Below are 22,560 nucleotides of genomic sequence, written 5' to 3' on the forward strand. Positions count from 1 at the left end.
ACACGCGACCTTGGACCAACCGGTTTCCTTGCCCATCCTGACCGAGGAAGGCGCGCGCCTGTTCCCGACCGCGCAGGTCTTGGACATTGCCGCGCTGGAGCAGCGGATCGAGGCTGCCCTTGCCGCGCAACAGGGGGCTGACAAGCGTGATCTGCGCGCGGTGATTGTCGCGCAGATCAGGCCTGCCTTGCGTGACAGTGCCGCGCAACTTCAACATATGTTCGAGCAGCACCCCCGCGATGCGCGTGATTTCGTATCGGTGAATTCGTGGCTGACCGACCAGATCATGACGCTTGTGCTGCGGCTGGTTCAGGAACGCCTGCACCCCAATCCCAACCCGTCCGAGGGGGAGCGCATCGCGATCCTTGCGGTCGGCGGCTATGGCCGCGCGGAAATGGCCCCGCATTCCGACATTGACCTGTTGTTTCTGGTACCGTGGAAGGTGACAGGCTGGGTTGAGCAGGTCATCGAATCCACCTTGTATATCCTGTGGGATTTGCGGCTGAAGGTCGGGCATGCCAGCCGCACGGTCGATGAATGCCTGCGCCTTGGCAAGGATGATGTGACCATCCGCACAGCACTGCTGGAACACAGGTATCTGTTTGGTAATGAAAAGCTTGCGCAGACCTTGCGCACGCGGCTGTGGTCGGAACTGTTTGCCCGCACCCATGCCGATTTCATCGAGGCCAAACTGGCTGAACGCGCGGACCGTCACGCCAAAATCGGCAATATGCGGTATATGCTGGAACCCAATGTCAAGGAAGGCAAGGGCGGTCTGCGTGATCTGCAAACGCTGTACTGGATTGCAAAATACATCCACGAAGTCGATCAGGCGCAGGAACTTGTCGCGCTGGGGTTTTTCCGGCCGGAAGAATACGACTCGTTTCGGGCGGCAGAAACATTCTTGTGGGCGGTGCGGTGTCACATGCACCATTTGTCGGGGCGACCGGTTGAACAACTGACATTTGATTTGCAGGTCGGCGTCGCCGAATTGATGGGCTATGACGATCATGGGGGGCGGCGCGGGGTCGAGCATTTCATGCAGGACTACTTCCGCCATGCGACCCGCGTGGGGGAATTGACACGCATTTTCCTGACCGAGCTTGAAGCGCGGCATGTCAAGCGCGAACCCATTTTGCGGAACCTCCTGAACCGGCGCAAGAAAATGCGCTACGGGCTGCGCGTGGTGCAAAACCGGCTGGATGTCGAAGATCCCGACAGCTTTCTTGCCGATCCGCTGAACCTGCTGCGTATATTTGAAGAAGCGCTGGTCACGGGCCATTTGCTGCACCCCAATGCCATGCGTTTGCTGGCGGCCAATCTGCACCTGATCGGCGCGGAAACCCGTGACGATCCCGAAGCGCAGAAAATTTTCATGCGCCTTATGCTGAAACACGGCAACCCCGAACGCGCCTTGCGCCGGATGAACGAGTTGGGCGTTCTGGGCGCGTTCCTGCCGGAGTTCGAGGCCATCGTGGCCATGATGCAGTTCAACGTCTATCATCACTACACGGTGGACGAGCATACGATACAGGTCGTCAGCACGCTGGCGCAGATCGAACGTGGCGAGCTGGTCGAGGAATTGCCTGTCGCGTCGCGAATCCTGCAAGAAGGGGTGAACCGCAAGGTCATTTATGTGGCCTTGCTGTTGCATGACATCGGCAAGGGCCGGCCAGAGGACCATTCGGTCCTTGGCGCGCAGATTGCCCGCAAGGTGGCCCCGCGTCTGGGCCTGAAAAAGGCGGAATGCGAAACAGTGGAATGGCTGGTGCGGTATCACCTGCTGATGGCGGACACCGCGCAGAAGCGCGATATCTCGGACCCGCGGACCGTGCGCGATTTTGCCAAGCTGGTGAAAACCCGCGAACGGCTGGACCTGCTGACCGTGCTGACCGTGTGCGATATTCGCGGCGTGGGGCCGGGGACGTGGAACAACTGGAAGGCGATGTTGCTGCGCCAGCTTTACCGTGAAACCGCCAATGCGCTGGAAAACGGGCTGGAGGAGTTGAACCGCGAGAACCGCTCGGACGAGGCGAAGCGCGCGCTTCGCGCCGCACTGGACGACTGGCCGCGCGCGGAATTGCGTCAGGAAGTGGGGCGGCATTACGACCCGTATTGGCAGGGCTTGCCAACCGCCACGCATATGGTGTTTGCCCGTATGTTGCGCGATATCAAGGCCGATTCCATCAGCATTGACCTGCATCCCGAACCCGAACGCGATGCCACGCGCGCGTGTTTTGTGTTGTCCGACCATCCCGGTATCTTCTCGCGCTTTGCGGGGGCACTGGCGCTGGTGGGGGCGAATATCGTCGATGCGCGCACATATACCACCAAGGACGGCTATGCCACGGCGGCGTTCTGGATACAGGATGCCGAGGGCCACCCCTATGAGGTCGAGCGCCTGCCGCGACTGCGCAAGATGATCGAACGCACCTTCGCGGGCGAAGTGGTGGCCGCGCGCGAACTGGCCGGACGCGACAAGGTCAAGAAGCGCGACCGCGCGTTTCAGGTGCCCACGCATATCAGTTTCGACAATGAAGGGTCGGAAATATATACCATTATCGAGGTGGACACGCGCGACCGCCCCGGCCTGCTGCATGACCTGACGCGCTGCTTGGCGGATGCGAATATCACCATTGCCAGCGCCGTGATCGCAACATTCGGGGTGCAGGTGGTCGATACCTTCTATGTCAAGGATATGTTCGGGTTGAAACTGCACACAAAATCCCGTCAGGAAGCGCTGGAACGCAAACTGCGCGCCGCAATCGCGGCGGGTGTCGAACGGGCGGCGGGGTAATGGCACGGCCGCGCGTGGCCATGCCGCAGGATGTTGCAGATGCATTGCAAATGTCGGGGCTTTGTGATGCCTATGGCGCGCGGCCACCTTATCAGCGCAATGACTGGCTGATCTGGATCAATGGCGCAAAACGCCCTGAAACGCGGGCCAGACGGTTGGCGGCCATGCTGGCCGAATTGCGCGCAGGGCATGGATATATGGGCATGCCGTGGCACCCGCGCGGCACAAGAAAGCAGGACTGATGGCGCGTATTCGTCTGGTGGCGGGTTTCCTGACTGTGGGGTTGTGGACATTGTTAAGCCGCGTGTTCGGGTTTGCACGCGATGTGATGATGGCGGCCTATCTGGGGGCGGGGCCGGTGACGGATGCGTTCTTCGTGGCGTTTTCGCTGCCCAACATGTTCCGCCGTTTTTTTGCCGAAGGGGCGTTCAATTTCGCTTTTGTTCCGATGTTCGCCAAAAAACACGAAGCGGGCGAAGATGCCGAGGGTTTCGCGCGCGATGCGTTCTGGGGCATGGCCGCGCTGTTGCTGATATTCTCCACACTGGCCGTCATTGCCATGCCGTTTCTGGTCTGGGCCATGGCCGCAGGTTTTGCGCAGGATGACCGTTTCGACATGGCGGTTTTGTTCGGGCGCGTGGCATTTCCCTATATTTTCTTCATCTCGCTGGTGGCGCTGTTGTCGGGCATGCTGAACGCGGTCGGGCGGTTTACAGCGGCCGCCGCCGCGCCGGTGTTGTTGAATGTGGTCTTCGTGGGGGCCATGTTGCTGGCTGATCGCGCGGGGTGGCCCATGGGGCTGGCGTTGTCATGGGCGGTGCCTGTGGCGGGCGTGGTGCAGCTTCTTGCGCTTTGGGTTGCGGTGCGGCGCGCGGGTTTCCAGATGCGGTTTCGCAGGCCGCGCCTGACGCCAGAACTGAAGCGCCTTGCCATAATTGCAGCGCCTGCCGTGCTGGCGGGGGGGGTTGTGCAGATCAACCTGATTGTGGGTCGGCAGGTGGCCAGCTTCACCGAGAATGCCGTATCGTGGCTGTCCTATGCCGACCGTCTGTATCAACTGCCACTGGGGGTTGTGGGCATTGCGGTGGGGGTGGTGTTGCTGCCGGAATTGTCCCGCCGTCTGCGCGCGGGCGATGAGGGGGCGGGCCAGCACAGTTTCAACCGCGGGCTGGAGTTTTCGTTGTTTCTGACGCTGCCATCGGCGGTGGCGCTGGTGGTGATTGCGACGCCCATTGTTGCTGTGCTGTTCGGGCGCGGCGCATGGGCGGCATCCGATACGCAGGCCACGGCGCTGGCGCTGGCGGTCTATGCGGTGGGTTTGCCCGCCTTTGTGCTGCACAAGGTGTTACAGCCCCTGTATTACGCCCGCCACGACACCAAACGCCCGTTTCGCTATGCGCTGGTGTCGATGGTGGTGAACGCGCTTGTGGCGATTGGCCTGATGCCGTTTATCGGGTTTGTGGCGGCCGCACTTGCCACCAGTCTGGCGGCATGGGTCATGGTGTGGCAGCTATGGCGCGGATCGCGCGATATGGGGCGTGCCGCGCAGCTTGATGCGCAGATGAAGGCGCGGATGTGGCGTATCGTGCTGGCCTCGGTGGTGATGGGGGGGGTGCTGCACGGGTTGCATCTGGCGCTTGCGCCATGGCTGGATCAGTCCGGTGTGCGCTATCTGGCGCTGCTGGCCATGGTGCTGGGGGGAAGCGGGGCGTATTTCGCGTTCGGGCAGGTGATCGGCGCGTTCAACCTGCGGGAATTGCGCGCCTCCTTGCGGCGCTCGCGCGGGTCAGCGTCTGCGCAACCGGATCAATAAGCCGGGGCGCAGCGCGCGTGTCAGCGCAAAACCGGCAGCGCAGGCCACCACATCCGCGGTCCAGTCCATGCCGCCCATGATGGCGGCCAGCAACAGCCGCGTTGCCAGCAAAACCAGCGGCAAGGCCAGCGCCAGCATCACTGCGCGCCGGTCGGGCGCGGTGTCGCACACAAGCGCGGCATAGCCCCCCGCCAGCGCGAATATCATCGGGTAGCCCCCGACCAGCCACGCGCCCGCATCGCCCACCATGCCAAACGCAGCCCCCCCCGCCGCCTGCGCCAGCGCAAGGATCAGCAACAGGCGCGCAGATCCCAGCCTCTGGGCGCAGAATTTTCCCAATGCGGCGGTAATCACCACCACCAGCAGCGCCTGAACCGGCCCCATATGCACGAAGCCGAACACAAGATAGCGCAGCAGATGGCGCGCGGGTGCCTGCGTGCTGTCGATCATCCAGCCTTGCAGTGCGGGGTTGACGCCTGCCCATGCCAGCGCCTGCGCGCGCCAGCCCGCCGCGCCAGCGGCATTGACCAGCCCATGCGCGCCCGCCCAAAGCACCATTTCCACACTTGCCACGGCAAGCACCAGCACCCACACACCCCATGGCAATGGCGACAGGATCGGGGCAGGGGGGGTGTTCATGTTCTGCAGCGCCTTGATGTTCAGGGCCTTGGTTGACCTTCGCCAAGGCGAAGGCTAATCCAAGCGCAGCAACTTTTCCAGTATGGAGCCGATCACATGTCCGACGTCCCGGCCAAGGTTTTCCCGAAGCGGATATTTTCCGGCATCCAGCCCTCGGGCGGGTTGACGCTGGGCAATTATCTGGGCGCGCTGAAACGCTTTGCCGAAGCGCAGGATCAAGGCGTCGAGACGGTCTATTGCATCGTCGATCTGCACGCGATCACTGTCTGGCAGGACCCTGCCAAGCTGCGCCATGCCACGCGCGAACTGGCTGCCGGCTTCATTGCGTCCGGCATCGACCCCGCGCGGTCGATCCTGTTCAACCAGTCGCAGGTGCCAGCGCATGCCGAACTGGCATGGATTTTCAACTGCGTGGCGCGTATGGGCTGGCTGCGGCGCATGACCCAGTTCAAGGACAAGGCCGGCAAACATGCCGAGGAAGCCAGCGTGGGATTGTTCGCCTATCCCAGCCTGATGGCGGCGGATATCATGGCCTATCACGCAACGCATGTGCCCGTGGGCGAGGATCAGAAACAGCATCTGGAACTGACGCGCGACATCGCCATCAAATTCAACCATGATTATGATGTGGATTTCTTTCCCATCGTCGAACCTGTCATTGAAGGGGCGGCAACCCGCGTCATGTCCCTGCGCGATGGCACGAAGAAAATGTCCAAATCCGACCCGTCCGACCAGTCGCGCATCAACCTGACGGATGATGCCGATGCGATTGCCCAGAAATTCCGGAAGGCCCGCACCGACCCCGAGCCGCTGCCAGAGCAACTGGACGGGCTGGACGGGCGGGCAGAGGCGCGCAATCTGGTGAATATCTATGCAGCGCTTGCCGATATCACCCCCGCGCAGGTTCTGGCGCAGTTTGGCGGGCAGGGGTTTGGTGCGTTCAAGCCCGCGCTTGCCGATCTGGCTGTGGCCAAACTGTCGCCCATCAATGCCGAAATGTCGCGCCTTATGCAGGACGTGGCCGAGATTGACCGCATTCTTGGGGACGGGGCCGAGCGCGCGCATGCGATTGCCGAACCGGTTCTGGACCAGACCCGCGACATCGTGGGGCTTATCCGGTCGCGGGGCCGTTAACCGCGTTCAATGGGGCAGGCGGCACTGGTTGCAACTGGCCTGACGCGGCGCTTGGTGGGGTTGCGCTGTTGCAGCCCGTTGCGCGGTCAGGCCACCAGTTCGACCGCACGTAGGGTCAGCCATGCCAGCAGGGTGTAACGCACCGTTTTGGCAATGGCGACCAGTATGGTGAACTGCCACAAGGGCGTGCGCATGATGCCCGCAACCAGCGTGAACCACCCCAGCAGCGGCGCCCAGCTTAGTAGCAGGGACCACACCCCGTAACGGGCGAACCAGCGTTGTGCGCGTTTCAGTTGCGCGGGGCGCGCGGGAAACCAGCGCCGGTCCCGATACTGTTCCACCCGCGCGCCAATGGCGTAATTCACGAATGCCCCAAGTGTATTGCCAAGGGACGCGACGGCCACCAGCGTTGCAACTGTGGCCACATTTGCAGCCTGCATGGCAATAAACACCGCTTCGGACTGGAACGGGATAACGGTTGCCGCCAGAAACGCAGCCGCGAACAGGCCTGCCAGCGCAAGAAGCAAGGGTGTCATGTCTGATATACCGGCCTTTAGATTCGTAAGGGGTGTGTCATGCCATAAGGCCATCAGCGTAAATATGCCAGTTCACGCCACCTTCACTGCGATGTGCGGAACCGTGATCGCCCCGGTGGGTTACAGTGTCAGGGTAAGTCAATTACCTGCAACCTGGGCGTCGCAACGGGCGCCAGCCTACAAATGAATGAGGTAAGAACCATGATCAGGACCTTCGCAACCGCAGCAGTATCCGCAAGCCTTCTGGCCGTGCCTGCTTTCGCACAGTCAATGTCCAAAACCGGCGATGCCATGGCAGAACCGCCTGTGGCACAGCCCGCACCCCCCATGACCCCGCCCGCCCCGCGTTTCAGCTGGACCGGTGGTTATGCTGGTGCACAACTGGGCTATGGCCAGCTGAACCTGAATAATGCGCCCAACCGCAGCGGCGGCACAGCAAGCCTGTTTGGTGGCTACCGTATGGATATGGGCGAGGCCGTTCTGGGCGTCGAAGGTGTTGTAACGCCGGTCTATCCGGGCAGCTCCACCTTGCCGGGGGATGACAGCATTCGCGGCAGCGCATCGCTGCTGTTGTCGGCCGGTGTGCCGGTGGGGGCTGACCAGCGCACGCTTGCCTATGTAAATGCAGGTCCGACCTTCCTGCGTTCGGGCGGCGGCGGCGTGTCGTCAGAAACCTCGACCGGGGGGACTGTCGGTGTCGGCGTGGATTACATGCTCAATGACAGCACAATGCTGCGCGGCGGTCTGTCGCACACACGGGTGAATTCCGTTGGCGTTGAAAATTCGCGCGTGCGCAACACAAGCGCGAATGTGGGTATCGGTTTCAAATTCTGATGCCTGCTGCTGAACGCCAGTAAACCGAACGGGGCCTGCAATCATTTGCAGGCCCCTGTTTTTTGCACCCGATCGGGTCAGGCCGCTGCCCGGGGCGCATGTTGCTCAGAAGTGGGAACCGGTTTTGAGCTACTCGAACATGCAAAACCAATAAGTTAGAGCATGTCGCGTGAATACGAATGAACGCGACATGATTTAACGGATCAGCCGAAGGCGTCAGGTTCTGATGCCTTGCGCCGGTCAATATAGTCTTGCAGCGCTTCGGTGATGGCGGGGTCCAGCGCAGGCTGCTGATAATCGCCCAACATTTTGGAAACCCGCACACTGGCCAGTGCCTGCGTGTCGCGTGCGCCTTCTTCGTCCCATGTCTCGAAGGGTTTGTAATCCAGCAGGTCGGACCGCCAGAACGCGGATTTGAAATTTTCCTGCGTATGGTTGCACCCCAGAAAATGCCCGCCGGGTCCGACCTCTCGCAGGGCGTCCATGGCTTGGCCGTTTTCCGACATGTCAATCCCGCGTGCCAGATGGTGCAGCGCGCCCAACTGGTCTGCATCCATGACGAATTTTTCATAGGACGACACCAGCCCGCCTTCCAGCCAGCCACAGGAATGCAGCATGAAATTCACGCCCGCCAGAAGCGCCATATTCAGGCTGTTTGCGGTTTCATATGCGGCCTGTGCATCGGGCAGTTTGGACCCGCAGAACGACCCGCCCGACCGGTAGGGCAACCCAAGACGCCGCGCCAGTTGTCCCGCGCCATAGGTGATAAGCGCAGCTTCCGGCGTGCCGAATGTAGGCGCGCCGGAATTCATGTCGATGGATGTGACGAATGCGCCAAAGATGACCGGCGCACCGGGCCGCACAAGCTGGCTATAGGCCACGCCCGCCAGCACTTCGGCCAGCACCTGTGTCAGCGTGCCTGCCACTGTGGTGGGTGCCATCGCCCCCCCTACAATGAAGGGCGAGATGATGCAGGCCTGATTGGCACGCGCATAGATTTCCAGCGCCCCCATCATCACCGAGTCGAATGTCAGCGGTGAGTTGATGTTGATCAGCGAGGTCATGACCGTGTTCTGGTCAACGAAATCCTGACCGAACAGCAGTTTCGCCATTTCCACGGAATCGGCGGCGCGCACGGGTTCCGTCACCGACCCCATGAAGGGCTTGTCGGAATACAGCATATGCGCCTGCAACATATCCAGATGGCGCTTGTTCACAGGGATGTCTGTAGGCTCGCACACTGTGCCGCCGGAATGGTGCAGCCATTTGGACATATAGCCCAGCTTCACGAAATTGCGAAAATCCTCCATCGTGGCATAGCGCCGTCCGCTGGCGGCATCGCGTACGAAGGGCGGGCCATAGACAGGGGCCAGCACCAGATTACGCCCGCCAATTTCGACATTGCGTTCGGGGTTGCGCGCGTGCTGGGTGAAACTGGCGGGGGCGGTTGCGCATAGCTGGCGCGCCAGCCCGCGCGGAATGCGCACACGTTCGCCGGTAACCTCTGCGCCTGCTGCGCGCCAGCGGTCCAGCGCTTCGGGGTTGTCCACGAAATTCACACCGATTTCGGCAAGCACGGTTTCGGCATTGGCCTCGATAATGGCCAGCGCTTCTTCGTTGAGGACATCAAGATTGGGAATATTGCGGCTGATAAAACGCGCGGTTTCCACGCTGACCGCGCTGCGTGCCGCGCGGCGGGCAGCGCCGCCGCCCCCACGTCCGCGCCGTGCCGCTGCCGCTTGTTCTGCTGCTTGTGTCATCTGTCCGGCACCTCTTGCCCAAGTTGTTCGTCGCACTGGCGCGCACAGTCCGACCAACCGGCCGGTTGCACGCAACGCCTGTTCATGCGCCTTTGATACTGCCCTTCGCTGCCGTCCAATCGCCGGTTTGCGGCGCAATAGGGTGCAAAGCGACATTGTGCTGCGGTGCTTGTCTGGACAGCGTGGGGTCAAAGGGGTAAGTGCTTGCCTAACGCTATGGGTCAAAGGCAACAGGAGGACGTGCCCAACCCCCCGCAATGATGCGCTTTATTGGCACTGGATCAGGCCGGATGGCTTGTTTCTCCTTGATCCGCATCATCTTGTCACCATATCAACACATCTTGCCCGAACGGGCCGAACGCGACCGGAGCCTTGCCATGCTGGACATGCCTGCCATTCGTCAGGATTTGAACGCGATTTACGATCTGGCGCCAAACGCTGAACTGGCCGCCAGCATGGGTGCGGAATATGCGCGCATGTCGCGGGTGGTCTCGCCCGTGGACTGGGCGATCCATGCGCCCTATGTGGCCGCGATCAACAGCCTGAAAAAACAGCGTAATGCCGCGATTCTGGCGCATAATTACATGACGCCGGAAATCTTTCACGGGGTGGCCGATGTGGTGGGCGACAGTCTGCAACTGGCGGTTGAGGCCACACGCACAAGCGCAGATGTGATCGTGCAATGCGGCGTGCATTTCATGGCCGAGACATCGAAAATCCTGAACCCCGCAAAAACGGTGCTGATGCCCGATATGGGCGCGGGCTGTTCACTGGCAGAAAGCATTACTGCCGAAGGCGTTGCGCAAATGCGCGCCCGCTACCCCGGTGCGCCTGTGGTCACCTATGTCAACACCACCGCCGAGGTGAAGGCCGCATCCGATATTTGCTGCACATCGTCCAATGCGGTGCAGATCATTCGGGCGCTGGATGCCGACACGATCATCATGACGCCAGATAAGTATCTGGCGCAGAATGTGGCGGCGCAGGTGCCCGAAAAGCGCATTGTGTGGTGGGACGGGTCATGCATTGTGCATGAACAATATACCGCGCAGGATATTCGCGACTTCCGCGACTGGAATCCCGGCACCCGCATCATCGCCCACCCCGAATGCCCCCCCGATGTGGTGGCCGAGGCTGATTTTTCCGGCTCCACGTCTGGCATTCTGGATTATGTCAGCCGCGAACGCCCCGACCGCGCCATGCTGGTGACGGAATGTTCCATGGCGTCGAATATATCTGATGCGCATCCGGATGTGGAATTCATCGGTCCCTGCAACATGTGCCCCTATATGAAGATGATCACACTGGAAAAGGTGCTGTGGTCGCTGCATACCATGACCACCCCGATCGAGGTTGACCCGTCCGTGGCCGACAAGGCGCGGCTGGCGGTGCAGCGTATGATTGACCTTTCCGCGACGAAAGCCTGACGGCGTGCTGCAAACGGATCGCGTGGTCATTGTCGGCGCGGGGCTGGGCGGGCTTTATGCTGCATTGTCGCTGGCCCCCCATCCGGTGCTGGTCATTTCCCCCGAGGCATTGGGCGAAGGGGCGTCATCGGCTTGGGCGCAGGGTGGCGTTGCGGCCGCAATGGCCGCCCATGACAGCCCCGACGCGCATGCCAGCGACACGCTTGCGGCGGGGGCGGGCACCGTGGACGCAGACGTGGCGAGTATGGTCACCAAGGCGGCGCGCGACCATATTCTTGACCTTGCGGCGCGCGGCACACCGTTTGACCGCGACGCCGACGGGCAGTTCCAGCTGAACCACGAAGCCGCGCATTCCACAGCGCGTGTCGTGCGCGTCAAGGGCGATCAGGCCGGCAAGAAGATCATGGAAACCCTGATTGCGACCGTGCGCGCAACGCCGTCTGTGCAGGTGATGGAAGGTGTCGTGGCGCAGGCGCTGGACGTTGTGGATGGGCGCGTGTCAGGCATATGGCTGGCACGCGCGGCGGGCGGGTCGCAGCCGGTGCTGTTGCGCGCGCCCGCTGTCTTGCTGGCCGGTGGCGGGTCAGGCGGGTTATATGCGTTGACCACCAACCCGCCCCGCATTCGCGGGCAGGTGATGGGGTTGGCCGCGCGCGCAGGCGCCATGATGGCGGATATGGAATTCATCCAGTTTCACCCGACAGCGATGGATCTGGGGCTGGACCCCGCACCCCTGGCGACCGAAGCGCTGCGCGGCGCGGGCGCGCGTCTGGTCAATGCACAAGGGGCGTATTTCATGGATGGCCTGCATCCGCAGGCTGATCTTGCCCCGCGCGACATTGTGGCGCGCGCGGTATTCGCGCAAACCCAAGACGGCCAACGCCCGATGCTGGATATGCGCGCGGCAACGGGTGCGGATCTGGCCGCGCGTTTTCCTGCCGTCCATGATGCCTGCGTGCGTGCGGGGCTGGACCCCGCGGCGGTGCCTGTGCCTGTGGCGGCGGCGGCGCATTACCATATGGGCGGGGTTGCGACCGACCGTCAGGGCCGGTCCAGCCTGCAAGGGTTGTGGGCCTGCGGCGAGGCAGCCTCGACAGGGTTGCACGGCGCGAACCGTCTGGCCTCGAACGGGGTGCTGGAAGCGCTGGTTTTTGCGCGGGCGGCGGCGGCTGATATTGCATTGGGGCTGAATGGCCCTGTTGACGCGCCGCCGGTCGCACTGGATTTCCCACAAGGCGGGGCAGCGGGGCTGGACGCGGATGCGGTTGCGCAACTGCGCCAGACCATGAGTGCGCATGTCGGCGTGCGCCGCACGTCGCAAGGGCTGGTGCAGGCGCTGACACGCATTGAAGAACTGGAAGCCGCACATTCCGGCACCCCTGATTTCCGCAATATGTGCGCCACCGCCATGATGATTTCCGCAGCCGCGCTTGCCCGGCGCGAGAGTCGCGGTGCACATTGGCGCGATGATTTTCCGCAGACCGACCCGGCGCAGGCCAGCCGCAGTTTCATGACATTGACACAGGCGCAGGGCTGGCGCGCCACTGCCCAGACGGAGCACCTATGACCCACTATCCCCCCTTGCCCGATATGCTGTTGGAACCGCTGGTGCGCGCCGCCCTGATCGAGGATCTTGGCCCGAATGGCGATGTGACAACCCGTGCGGTCATTCCACAAGGCACGCGCTATCTTGCCCGCTTGAATGCGCGCGATGCGGGCGTCGTGTCGGGGGTGCAACTGGCGTCCATTGCGTTTCGTCTGGTCGACCCCGCCCTGAAGATTGACGTTCTGGCCACTGACGGTGCACAGGTCGTGGCAGGGCAGACTGTCATGACCATCGAAGGGGCCGCCAGTTCCATCCTGTCGGGGGAACGGGTGGCATTGAATTTTGCAGGCCGCCTGTCGGGGATTGCGACGCTGACAGCGGCATTCGTGGCCCAAGCTGCGGGACAAAAGGCGCGCATTACCTGCACGCGCAAAACCACACCGGGGCTGCGTGTGGTTGAAAAACAGGCCGTTCTGCACGGGGGGGGCGCGGCGCATCGCTTCGGGCTGTCGGATGCGATTTTGATCAAGGACAACCATATTGCGGCGGCAGGCGGCATTGTCCCTGTGCTGCGCGCCGCGCGGGCTCAGGCCAGCCATATGATGCGCATCGAGATAGAGGTGGACCGGCTGGAGCAATTGCGAGAGGTGCTGGACACAGGCGGTGCGGATGTTGTGTTGCTGGACAATATGGACACGCCGACCCTGACGCGCGCAGTCGCCATGGCAGCGGGGCATGTGGTGACCGAAGCCTCGGGCAATATGCGGCTGGAACGGATTGCAGAGGTGGCCGCAACAGGTGTTGATTATATATCTGTGGGGGCGTTGACGCATTCCGCCCAGGTGCTTGATCTGGGGCTGGATTTCTAGCGCGACCGGACATGGCGGCCCGTCGCCCGTGCAGGGTCACGCCCACCCGCCCACCCATGCGCGCCCCTGCACAGGCAACAGGCCGCTTGTTGCACAGGCCGCAGGTTGAACCCTGCGCGTGCGCAGGCTAATGAATATGCAAAGGTGGCACGCGATGAGAGCACTGACAAAACAGTCATTGGCTGCAGGGGTGATCCTGTGCGCAGGCGCGCATATGGCACAGGCCCACCCGCATATCTTTGTCGATGCGCAGCTTGAGCTGGTTTTTGACGACACCGGCACGCCCGAAGCCTTGCGGATATCATGGACCTATGACCCGTTTTTTTCCATGCTACTGGTCAGCGATATGGGGCTTGACCCCGACTTCACCGGCACCATCACCGAGGCAGAGGAACCGCTGCTTGACGGGTTCGACATGAACTGGATACCGGGCTATCACGGTGACACGCATGCCGCCCAGAACGGGCAGGCGCTGGGTTTGACAGGGCCGGTCGAATGGACATCGGACTACCGCGATGGGCAATTGCACTCCTCGCATCTGCGCCGCTTCACACAGCCGCCGGACCCTGCCGCGGAATGGAGCGTGTCAATCCACGATCCCAGTTATTACACCAGTTACACGATTACAGACACGCCCGTCATCACGGGGCGCGATGATTGCACTGCGCGCATTTTTGAACCCGATTGGGACGCTGCTGGCGCGCAGCTGGAGGCGGCGCTGGACGAACTTCTGGCTGCGGGGGGCGATGTCGAGGCCGATTTCCCCCCCGTAGGGGCCCTGTTTTCCGAGGAGGTTCGCATCCTATGCGCACAATCTTCCTGAGTCTGGCAACAGTATTTGCGCTTGCGCTTCTGCTTATGTGGGGCTTGGGCGGACTGGACGGGGTGAGAGAAGCGGCGCAGGCCGCACAACGCGGATTTCAGGCGCGGCTTGCGGGCGGGTTGCGCGCCCTTCATGCAGGCCAGCCGGGCGCGCTGGTTGCGTTATGGGCTATGTGCTTTGCATACGGGTTTGTGCATGCTGTGGGGCCGGGGCATGGCAAATTCCTGCTGGGCGCTTACGGGGCAGGCACGCAAGTGCCCTTGCGCCGCTTGATGGGGGTGGGGTTTGCTGCATCGCTGGCCCAAGGGGCGTTCGCGGTCATGCTGGTTTATGGCGGTGTGCTGGTGTTCAATGCATCGCGCGAAAGCCTGCAATATGCAGGTGATGTATGGCTGGACCGTGCCAGCCTGATTGCGATTGCGGCAGTCGGGGCGTGGTTGGTCTGGCGCGGGGCGCGAAGGGTCGCGGTTGCGCAATGGAACAGCCAGCCGGTGCTTGCGCAGGCGCATGGCCCTGCGCACGGGTCAGGGGGTGGTCACCACGGCCATGATCATAACCACCACCACCACCATGATCACCATCACGCCGAGGACCATGACGGGGTATGCGAAAGCTGTGGCCATCGCCATGGCCCGACAATGTCCGAGGTGGCAGCACTGCACGGATGGCGCGATACCGCCATGCTGATCGGGGCGATTGCCATACGCCCCTGCACGGGCGCGTTGTTTCTGCTGATTTTGACATGGCGCATGGGCCTGATCTGGCAAGGTATCGCCGGTGCCCTGATCATGGCACTGGGCACAGCGTCAGTGACCGTGACAGTGGCCGCGCTGGCGGTGCTGGCGCGTGATGGTGCGCTTGGCTGGGCGCGCCGGATGGGCCGTTTGTCTGCAATACTGCCCATGGTCGAGGTGCTGGCCGGTGTGACCATCGTGATTTTGGCCCTGAACATGTTAAAAATATTCTGACCCCTCTTGCCGCGGGGTGGCAAGGGCGCGTAAAGCCAACGCCATGAGATCGCGGACATACCCATTTCGAAAAGAATTGCGCGCTGTTCTGGCCTTGGGCTTGCCCTTGGCCGGCAGCCATCTGGCGCAGTTCCTGCTGGCTGTAACAGATACCATCATGCTGGGCTGGTACGGGGTGCTGGACCTTGCGGCCGGTGTCATCGGGGCGGCGTTGTTCTTCACTGTGTTCATCTTCGGCACAGGGTTTGCAAATGCCGTGATGCCAATGGTGGCAACAGCCGCCGCATCCGATGATGACACGGAAGTGCGCCGCAGCACGCGTATGGGGCTTTGGCTGTCGATTGCGTTCGGGATCGGGGTTTTGCCGTTTTTCTGGTTCTCTGGTGCGTTTCTGACGCTGCTTCGCCAGCCTGCCGATGTGGTCCCGCTGGCCGAGGTGTATTTGCGCATTATCGGGCTGTCGCTGGTGCCCGCGCTGGCCGTGATGGTGCTGAAAAACTATCTTGCGGCACTTGGGCGGACGCAGATTGCCCTGCTGCTGACGCTGGGCGCTGTGGTGCTGAATATCGGGCTGAACTGGATATTGATTTTCGGCAATCTGGGGGCGCCGGAACTTGGGGTGCGGGGGGCGGCGCTGGCCTCGATCGCGGTGCAGATTGCGACGGTCGTGGGGCTGGCGCTGTATTGTGCGCTGCTGCCGTCGCTGCGCCGCTATGCGCTGTTCCAGCGTTTCTGGCGGCCTGACTGGGCGGCGATGGGTCTGGTCTGGCGGCTGGGCTGGCCAATCGGTGTGGCGCTTGTTGCGGAAACCGCGCTGTTTTCGGCCGCCGCAATCATGGTGGGCTGGATCGGAACGCATGAACTGGCCGCACATGGCATCGCGCTGGAGATTACGGCGCTTCTGTTCATGGTGCATCTGGGGTTTTCCAATGCGGGCACGGTGCTGGTCGGGCGGGCGCGGGGGCGACACGACCAGCAGGCCCTGCGCGAAAGTGCGCGTGCGGCCAGTTTCGTCTCGATCACATTCGCTTTGGCCACGATGGTCGTTTACATCGTTTTCGGCCCGCAACTGGTGGGGCTGTTTCTGTCGCCTGATGAACCGGCGCGGGACACAATTATTGCGATTGGCGCGTCCTTTCTGGTGATTGCGGCATTCTTCCAGCTTGCAGACGGGGCGCAAGTCATGGGCATGGGGTTGTTACGCGGGGTGCAGGATACGCGCGTGCCGATGTGGATTGCCGCGTTCAGCTATTGGGGGCTGGGCTTGCCGGTCGCTTATGTGTTCGGCATCCGGTTGAACTGGGGCGGAGAGGGGATCTGGGCCGGTCTTGCTGTCGGGCTGAGCGCGGCTGCGCTGGCGCTGATGTGGCGCTTCTGGCGCGGACCGGGGCGCGTTGGGGCCAAGCCCTGGGCGGCGGACAGATAAGCCCCCCTTTCACGGGGGGTGTGTGATGCGGCCTTTCGCACTTTGAAAAAAGCCTGCGCCGTCGGTGGGCCGGGGGCTGCCGATCCGGCGTGAAAGAAGTTCACTTTATGCTGGCGGCACATTCCTGACCCAAATGCTTGGCGTGCCACCAGAGTAATCGGCAGGCCGCGGGACGGCCCGCCGATGGCGCGGCGGCCTGCGGCCTTTGCTCCGCGCCTTGGGGCAATACCCGACGACCATTTCAGGCCAGAAGCACCCGCCGGCGTGATCTTGCCCCCTCGCTGGCATGCCATTTGCGGACGCAGGGCATAAAAAGCCCGCCATGCTGGCGGGCTTTTGTCATGGGTTGGCTAGCGCTTCAGATCACACGAACCTGCGTGCCGATCTTGACCAGTTCGTACAGGTTCTCGACATGCTCGTTCAGCAGGCCGAAACAGCCATTTGACGCACGACGCCCGATTTTCGCAGGGTTGTCGATGCCGTGGATGCGGTAATACTGCCAGCTCAGGTTCATGGCGCGGGTGCCCAGCGGGTTTGTCGGGTCATCCCCTTCGACACGGGCAGGCAGGCTTGGGTCGCGCTGGCGCATATTGGGTGTGGGTATCCATGTGGGTTCAAACCGCTTCAGCGTCACCTCGGTATAGCCGCGACGGGTGAAATCCTCGGTCATGGGGACCGAACAGGGATGCGCCAGATAGATGCTTTCATCTTCCGACCAGAAGTGCAGGGCACGCGAATAGGTGTCACACAGGATCGCGCCATTGCGCAAATTCTGGAAATGGTCGCGCCAGTGATGATTGCGAAAGCCCATTACGTTGCGGCTTGCCGTTCGGACATTCGCTTCTTCTTCAAAGTCCAGCGGGATTTGCGCACGCACAACCGAGGGCATTGCCAGACCGCCAAGCGCGAAAGCGCCCGCAGTCGACAGAAGGCTGCGTCGGGTCAGGGGGGATTTCGTCATTTCAGGCCTCTTGGAACATATTCAATATATTGAAACGGGTATGGTGCAAAACGGTTCCGAAAATCAAGTCACGACGCCGTGCGCAAGTGTCATGCGTTGCGCAAATGCCAGTCATGTTTCGCAACATACAGCGCGCAAGCCGTCAACGCCACCTTGCCCCTGAACGAAGTCTCGCCTACACCAGCGTTGAAATTGTCACACCGAGAGAGGCCCCCGATGCGCCTGAGCCGCTATTTCCTGCCTGTCCTGAAAGAAACCCCGTCCGAGGCGCAGATCGTCAGCCACCGCCTGATGCTGCGCGCAGGCATGATCAAGCAGGCCTCTGCTGGTATCTATTCGTGGTTGCCGCTTGGGTTCAAGGTGCTGCGCCGGATTGAACAGATCGTGCATGACGAACAGATCCGTGCAGGCCATATTCCGATGCTGATGCCCACGCTGCAATCTGCGGATCTGTGGCGCGAATCCGGCCGCTATGACGATTACGGCGAGGAAATGCTGCGCATCAAGGACCGTCACGGCCGCGACATGCTGTATGGCCCGACGAATGAGGAACTGATCACCGATATTTTCCGCGCCCATGTGAACAGCTACAAGGACCTGCCGCTGACGCTGTATCATATCCAGTGGAAGTTCCGCGATGAAATCCGCCCGCGTTTCGGCGTCATGCGCGGGCGCGAGTTCCTGATGAAGGACGGCTATAACTTCGATCTGGACAAGGACGCGGCGCTGCATGCCTATAACCGTCATCTGGTCAGCTACCTGCGCAGTTATGAACGCATGGGGTTGCAAGCCATCCCGATGCGCGCCGATGGCGGGCCGATTGGCGGCGATTACACACATGAGTTTCTGGTTCTTGCCGAAACCGGCGAATCGGAAGTGTTCTATGATAGTGAAATCACCGATCTGAAGTTCGGCGACCGCGAAGTCGATTACGATTCCGTGCCGGAATGTCAGGCTGTGCTGGAAGAATTTACCAGCCGCTATGCCCGCACGGATGAAACCCATGACGAAGGCATCTTCAACGATCAGGTGCCCGAAGCGCGCCGCCGCACCGCGCGCGGCATCGAAGTGGGGCAGATCTTCTATTTCGGAACGAAATATTCCGACGCGATGGGCGCGACAGTCGTTGGTCCCGATGGCACGCGCACGCCGGTGCATATGGGCAGCCATGGCATTGGCGTGTCGCGCCTGCTGGGCGCCATCATCGAGGCCAACCATGACGATCGCGGTATTATCTGGCCCGAAGGCGTCACGCCTTTCCATGCCGCCATCGTCAACCTGAAACAGGGCGATGCGGATGCGGACGCGGCCTGTGACGCATTGTACAAGGCGCTTGTCGCGCGCGGGTTGGAGCCGCTTTATGATGACCGCAATGAGCGCGCGGGGGCGAAATTCGCCACGATGGACCTGATTGGCCTGCCATGGCGGCTGACAGTCGGGCCGCGCGGGCTGGCCAAGGGCGTGGTGGAACTGACCAGCCGCCGCACTGGCGAGTCCGAGGAACTGACACCAGAGGCAGCCATTGACCGGCTGGCGCAGATTTACGCGGCGCATATGTAAAAAGGCGCGCGCGGCGGGGGGATCGACCCCCCTTCGCGCGCATGGGCCGCCGCCCAAACCCGCCCCAAGGGGGGTGCCCCCTTGGGAAACCCCGTGTCGGCGTCAATGTGCGATGGTGGCACAATCCCCCTGCATCCGCGCACAGCAGAACCGATTGACCATCGCAGCCACACCGTTACCTTCCCGACCGAACGGAGTGACATATGAACCAAACTGACCTGACCCAGCGTGACGGCCTGCCCGATGCCCTGCGGATATTGCTGGAGCAATACCCGCGCGACATCTGGCAAAGCCACCGGAATTTCGACGGCTTGACCCGTTTCTGGCTGGAACGCCATATGATGTTCCGGCAGGCTTTGGGGCAGTGGCAGGCGGACACCCGCGCCTTTCTGGACAAGGGGCGCGATGCCCGCGCGCATGGCCAGCAAACCGCGCGTCTGGGAGGGTTCCTGATCAATGAATTGCACGGTCACCACCAGATCGAGGATGCGCATTATTTCCCCGCCCTGACGGTGGCCGAACCCCGCCTTGCCAAAGGGTTCGAGTTGCTGGACGCCGACCACCATGCGCTGGACAGCGAACTGGCCGCGCTGACCGATGCGGCCAATACGCATTTGCGCGCGCTTGGGGACAGGAACGCCGACACCCGCGCCAATGCCGCACGCATGTTGGCGCAACTGGACGGGTTCGAGCGCTTCCTGAACCGCCATCTGCTAGATGAGGAAGAACTGGTCGTGCCCGTCATCCTGCACCACGCGCCGCGGCTGTAGCCCGCAACCCGCCCGCCCAACGTCACCGTGATGCGGCCCTGCACCGCTTTGGGCTTGACCTTGCGCGCCAATCCTATGAGGTTGCCAAAAATTCGCAGCAGGACGCCGCATGACCGGACATACCGCCCCCTTCGCCCCGTTTGAATGGATGATTGCATGGCGCTATCTGCGCGCGCGCCGCGCCGAGGGCGGTGTCAGTGCAATGACTGTCATTTCATTCCTTGGCATCATGCTGGCGGTGTTTGCACTGATTGCCACATTGTCTGTGCGGTCGGGTTTTCGGGCGGAGTTTGTCGACACCATTCTGGGGGCCAATGCGCATGTGACGGTTTATTCATCGGTGCATGTGGACGATTCCGGACGCACCAGCCGCGTCATTGACGATTATCAGGAGATGGCCGAACGCATTGCCGCCGTGCGCGGTGTCACCCGCGTGGCCCCGCTGATCAAGGGGCAGGTCATGGTGTCCGCGCATGGGCGCAATACCGGCGTGGAGGTGTTTGGCATTTCGCATGATGATCTGCGCACCATTCCGCGCGTGGCCGATCCCGAACAGGCGCTGGGGGATATAGAGCGTTTTGGCGAAGGGGTGGCCATCGGGTCGGGCGTCGCGCGGGAGTTGAATGTGGCGCTTGGCGATACAGTGCGCGTCATATCACCTGACGGGGTGCGCACGGCCTTTGGCACCAGTCCGCGTATTTCGGCCTATGAGGTGGTCTATATCTTCACCGCCGGACGCTATGACATTGACCGCACCCGATTATACATGCCCTTTGACGAGGCGCAGACCTATTTCAACCGCGATGGTGTCGCTGATGAGCTGGAGGTGATGGTCGCCAATCCCGACCAGATTGACAGCCTGCGTCTGGACCTGCTGCGCGCAGGCGGCGAACGGGTCATGCTGTGGACATGGCGCGACTCTGCGGGGTCATTCCTGCGCGCGCTGGATGTGGAAGACAACGTGATGTTCGTCATCCTGTCCATTCTGGTGTTGATTGCCGCGATGAATATCATCTCGGGGCTGATTATGCTGGTCAAGAACAAGGGCCGCGACATTGGCATATTGCGCACCATGGGCCTGTCGGAAGGGTCGGTGTTGCGGGTGTTTTTCATTTGCGGGGCCTCGGTGGGGGTGCTGGGCACGATTGCGGGGGTGGTGCTGGGCTGCCTGTTTGCCATCTATATCGACACGATTTTCAGCTTCGTGAATTATGTGGCCGGCGGCGGGGTCTGGGACCCGTCCATTCGCGGCATCTATGCGCTGCCTGCGCAATTGCGGCTGGAAGATGTGCTGAAGGCCGTGGGCCTGTCGCTGTCGCTGTCGTTTATCGTCACCATCTTTCCTGCGCGCCGCGCCGCCCGCATGAACCCGGTTGAGGCATTGCGCTATGAATGATCAGGCCCTGTCGCTGCGCGACATCACCAAGACCTATAACGCGGGCCGCCCGAATGAGGTGGCGGTGCTGCGCGGCGCGTCGCTGTCGCTGGATCGCGGCGAGGTGGTGGCGCTGGTCGCGCCGTCGGGGGCGGGGAAATCCACGCTGTTGCATATCGCGGGCCTGCTGGACACGCCCGACACGGGCGCTGTGGTCATCAACGGGGCCGATATGACACGGCTGGGTGACCACGCGCGCACCGCCGCGCGGCGCGGGCAGGTGGGGTTCATCTATCAGTTCCACCATCTGTTGCCGGAGTTTTCGGCGCTGGAGAATATCGTTTTGCCGCAACTGGCCAATGGTGTGCCCAAAGCGCAGGCAGAGGCCCGCGCGCGCGAGCTGCTGGAGCGTGTGGGCGTGGGGCCGCGCGCCGAGCACCGCCCCGCAGCACTATCCGGGGGCGAGCAGCAGCGCGTTGCGTTCTGCCGCGCCCTTGCCAATGAACCCAGCCTGCTGCTGGCGGATGAACCCACCGGCAATCTGGACCCCGAAACATCCGATCAGGTCTTTGCCGCGCTGATGGGACTGGTGCGCGACACAGGGCTGTCGGCGCTGATTGCGACCCATAACATGGACCTTGCCGCCCGCATGGACCGCGTGGTGCGGCTGGACACAGGCGAAGTCGTCACCCCCTGACCCCTGCACTCTGGCCCTGCTTGCCCCGTCCCCTGCGCTGGCATAGGCTGGCGTGATTGCAGCGGCGGGGTTTTTCGATGACCAAAGATACCAGACCTAATGTCACCCTGACCGACTGGCTTGGGGTAAGCAATGCACCGAACTGGCGCGTGGCGCGGCATATGGGGCCGCTTCTGACCGTGGTTGTGGCCGTGCTGTTTGTTCTGGCGCTCGGGTCTGCCTTCGTTGTGCTGGGCCGCACAGTGTTCTGGGGCGGAGAGGTGTCGCTGGGCGTCGGCGGCCTTGTCGTGGCCCTGCTGGGCGCGCCTTTTGTCATCTGGGGGACGGTGCTGAAACACCAGACAGTGATGTTCCAGAAAGAAGGCCACATGACCGACCGCATCAACAAAGCGGTCGAGCAGTTGGGGGCGGAGAAGACGGTTGATCGGATTGGTAGGCCGGTAACGCTTTCATGTGGCAACCCAGAAGAACTCGATCCTGTGCCAGACCATGAAAATAAGACCTTGATCGAATGGCAAGGATCGCAGATATGTGTTGATCACGGCTGGTGGGTGGAGACCAATGGGGATTGGCGGGTCTACTCAGAAACAGTCCCGAATATCGAAGTCCGCATCGGGGCGATCCT

At 62.1% G+C, this 22,560-nt stretch carries 20 protein-coding genes; 16 read left to right on the forward strand and 4 right to left on the reverse strand.

Going from position 1 to position 22,560, the window contains the following annotated elements:
- Window positions 1-10: 10 nt before the first annotated feature.
- Genes ACTIE1_RS15080 through murJ form a run of 3 tightly spaced genes read left to right on the forward strand, consistent with a single transcriptional unit; the run spans window position 11 to window position 4,610 of the window.
- A complete protein-coding gene (locus tag ACTIE1_RS15080) occupies window positions 11-2,797 on the forward strand; it encodes a [protein-PII] uridylyltransferase (protein ID WP_439563471.1) in 2,787 nt (928 codons plus the stop codon).
- On the forward strand, window positions 2,797-3,039 hold the full coding sequence (locus ACTIE1_RS15085) for a YdeI/OmpD-associated family protein (RefSeq protein WP_439560680.1): 243 nt from the start codon (window positions 2,797-2,799) through the stop codon (window positions 3,037-3,039). Before ACTIE1_RS15080 ends, ACTIE1_RS15085 begins: the two co-directional genes overlap by 1 nt.
- Complete coding sequence (gene murJ, locus ACTIE1_RS15090) at window positions 3,039-4,610, forward strand: murein biosynthesis integral membrane protein MurJ (protein ID WP_439560679.1); 1,572 nt, start codon at window positions 3,039-3,041, stop codon at window positions 4,608-4,610. Before ACTIE1_RS15085 ends, murJ begins: the two co-directional genes overlap by 1 nt.
- Here murJ and ACTIE1_RS15095 read toward each other — a convergent pair.
- Window positions 4,584-5,249: a rhomboid family intramembrane serine protease gene (locus ACTIE1_RS15095; RefSeq protein ID WP_439560678.1), complete on the reverse strand. Its 666-nt coding sequence runs from the start codon at window positions 5,247-5,249 to the stop codon at window positions 4,584-4,586. The genes murJ and ACTIE1_RS15095 overlap by 27 nt on opposite strands.
- A 96-nt stretch (window positions 5,250-5,345) precedes the next feature.
- Here ACTIE1_RS15095 and trpS point away from each other — a divergent pair, with 96 nt between their 5' ends.
- A complete protein-coding gene (gene trpS / locus ACTIE1_RS15100; protein ID WP_439560677.1) occupies window positions 5,346-6,383 on the forward strand; it encodes a tryptophan--tRNA ligase in 1,038 nt (345 codons plus the stop codon).
- 86 nt (window positions 6,384-6,469) lie between these two features.
- Here the strand turns inward: trpS and ACTIE1_RS15105 are convergent, their stop codons facing one another.
- Window positions 6,470-6,919: a YqaA family protein gene (locus tag ACTIE1_RS15105; RefSeq protein WP_439560676.1), complete on the reverse strand. Its 450-nt coding sequence runs from the start codon at window positions 6,917-6,919 to the stop codon at window positions 6,470-6,472.
- 201 nt (window positions 6,920-7,120) lie between these two features.
- Between ACTIE1_RS15105 and ACTIE1_RS15110 the strand changes: the two genes are divergently transcribed.
- Complete coding sequence (locus ACTIE1_RS15110; RefSeq protein WP_439560675.1) at window positions 7,121-7,753, forward strand: outer membrane beta-barrel protein; 633 nt, start codon at window positions 7,121-7,123, stop codon at window positions 7,751-7,753.
- Window positions 7,754-7,956: 203 nt separating this feature from the next.
- Here ACTIE1_RS15110 and ACTIE1_RS15115 read toward each other — a convergent pair whose 3' ends face one another.
- The gene (locus ACTIE1_RS15115) at window positions 7,957-9,513 is read right to left on the reverse strand and encodes a trimethylamine methyltransferase family protein (RefSeq protein WP_439560674.1); all 1,557 of its coding nucleotides are present in this window, start codon (window positions 9,511-9,513) and stop codon (window positions 7,957-7,959) included.
- 377 nt (window positions 9,514-9,890) lie between these two features.
- Between ACTIE1_RS15115 and nadA the strand changes: the two genes are divergently transcribed.
- The 6 genes from nadA (at window position 9,891) to ACTIE1_RS15145 (ending at window position 16,572) form a co-directional block, all read left to right on the forward strand.
- Window positions 9,891-10,940, forward strand: a complete 1,050-nt coding sequence (gene nadA, locus ACTIE1_RS15120) for a quinolinate synthase NadA (RefSeq protein WP_439561176.1) — start codon at window positions 9,891-9,893, stop codon at window positions 10,938-10,940.
- A gap of 4 nt (window positions 10,941-10,944) precedes the next feature.
- On the forward strand, window positions 10,945-12,507 hold the full coding sequence (locus ACTIE1_RS15125; protein ID WP_439560673.1) for an L-aspartate oxidase: 1,563 nt from the start codon (window positions 10,945-10,947) through the stop codon (window positions 12,505-12,507).
- The gene (gene nadC / locus ACTIE1_RS15130; RefSeq protein ID WP_439560672.1) at window positions 12,504-13,355 is read left to right on the forward strand and encodes a carboxylating nicotinate-nucleotide diphosphorylase; all 852 of its coding nucleotides are present in this window, start codon (window positions 12,504-12,506) and stop codon (window positions 13,353-13,355) included. Before ACTIE1_RS15125 ends, nadC begins: the two co-directional genes overlap by 4 nt.
- A gap of 154 nt (window positions 13,356-13,509) precedes the next feature.
- Complete coding sequence (locus ACTIE1_RS15135) at window positions 13,510-14,178, forward strand: DUF1007 family protein (RefSeq protein WP_439560671.1); 669 nt, start codon at window positions 13,510-13,512, stop codon at window positions 14,176-14,178.
- On the forward strand, window positions 14,160-15,146 hold the full coding sequence (locus ACTIE1_RS15140) for a nickel/cobalt transporter (protein ID WP_439563472.1): 987 nt from the start codon (window positions 14,160-14,162) through the stop codon (window positions 15,144-15,146). The genes ACTIE1_RS15135 and ACTIE1_RS15140 overlap by 19 nt, the downstream gene beginning before the upstream one ends.
- A 43-nt stretch (window positions 15,147-15,189) precedes the next feature.
- Complete coding sequence (locus ACTIE1_RS15145; protein WP_439560669.1) at window positions 15,190-16,572, forward strand: MATE family efflux transporter; 1,383 nt, start codon at window positions 15,190-15,192, stop codon at window positions 16,570-16,572.
- A gap of 358 nt (window positions 16,573-16,930) precedes the next feature.
- Here the strand turns inward: ACTIE1_RS15145 and ACTIE1_RS15150 are convergent, their stop codons facing one another.
- Window positions 16,931-17,533, reverse strand: a complete 603-nt coding sequence (locus ACTIE1_RS15150) for a L,D-transpeptidase (RefSeq protein ID WP_439560668.1) — start codon at window positions 17,531-17,533, stop codon at window positions 16,931-16,933.
- A gap of 216 nt (window positions 17,534-17,749) precedes the next feature.
- Here ACTIE1_RS15150 and proS point away from each other — a divergent pair, with 216 nt between their 5' ends.
- The 5 genes from proS to ACTIE1_RS15175 all read left to right on the forward strand — a co-directional run.
- Window positions 17,750-19,093, forward strand: coding sequence for a proline--tRNA ligase (gene proS / locus ACTIE1_RS15155; RefSeq protein WP_439560667.1), 1,344 nt, complete (start codon window positions 17,750-17,752; stop codon window positions 19,091-19,093).
- A gap of 203 nt (window positions 19,094-19,296) precedes the next feature.
- On the forward strand, window positions 19,297-19,863 hold the full coding sequence (locus tag ACTIE1_RS15160) for a hemerythrin domain-containing protein (protein ID WP_439560666.1): 567 nt from the start codon (window positions 19,297-19,299) through the stop codon (window positions 19,861-19,863).
- Window positions 19,864-19,972: 109 nt separating this feature from the next.
- The gene (locus tag ACTIE1_RS15165; protein ID WP_439560665.1) at window positions 19,973-21,259 is read left to right on the forward strand and encodes a lipoprotein-releasing ABC transporter permease subunit; all 1,287 of its coding nucleotides are present in this window, start codon (window positions 19,973-19,975) and stop codon (window positions 21,257-21,259) included.
- Window positions 21,252-21,935: an ABC transporter ATP-binding protein gene (locus tag ACTIE1_RS15170; protein ID WP_439560664.1), complete on the forward strand. Its 684-nt coding sequence runs from the start codon at window positions 21,252-21,254 to the stop codon at window positions 21,933-21,935. Before ACTIE1_RS15165 ends, ACTIE1_RS15170 begins: the two co-directional genes overlap by 8 nt.
- 77 nt (window positions 21,936-22,012) lie before the next feature.
- The coding region (locus tag ACTIE1_RS15175; RefSeq protein ID WP_439563473.1) for a hypothetical protein at window positions 22,013-22,560 on the forward strand (548 nt) is incomplete at its 3' end.

It is taken from the genome of Roseinatronobacter sp., from assembly GCF_051859525.1.
In the GTDB taxonomy this organism is placed as follows: Bacteria; Pseudomonadota; Alphaproteobacteria; order Rhodobacterales; family Rhodobacteraceae; genus Roseinatronobacter.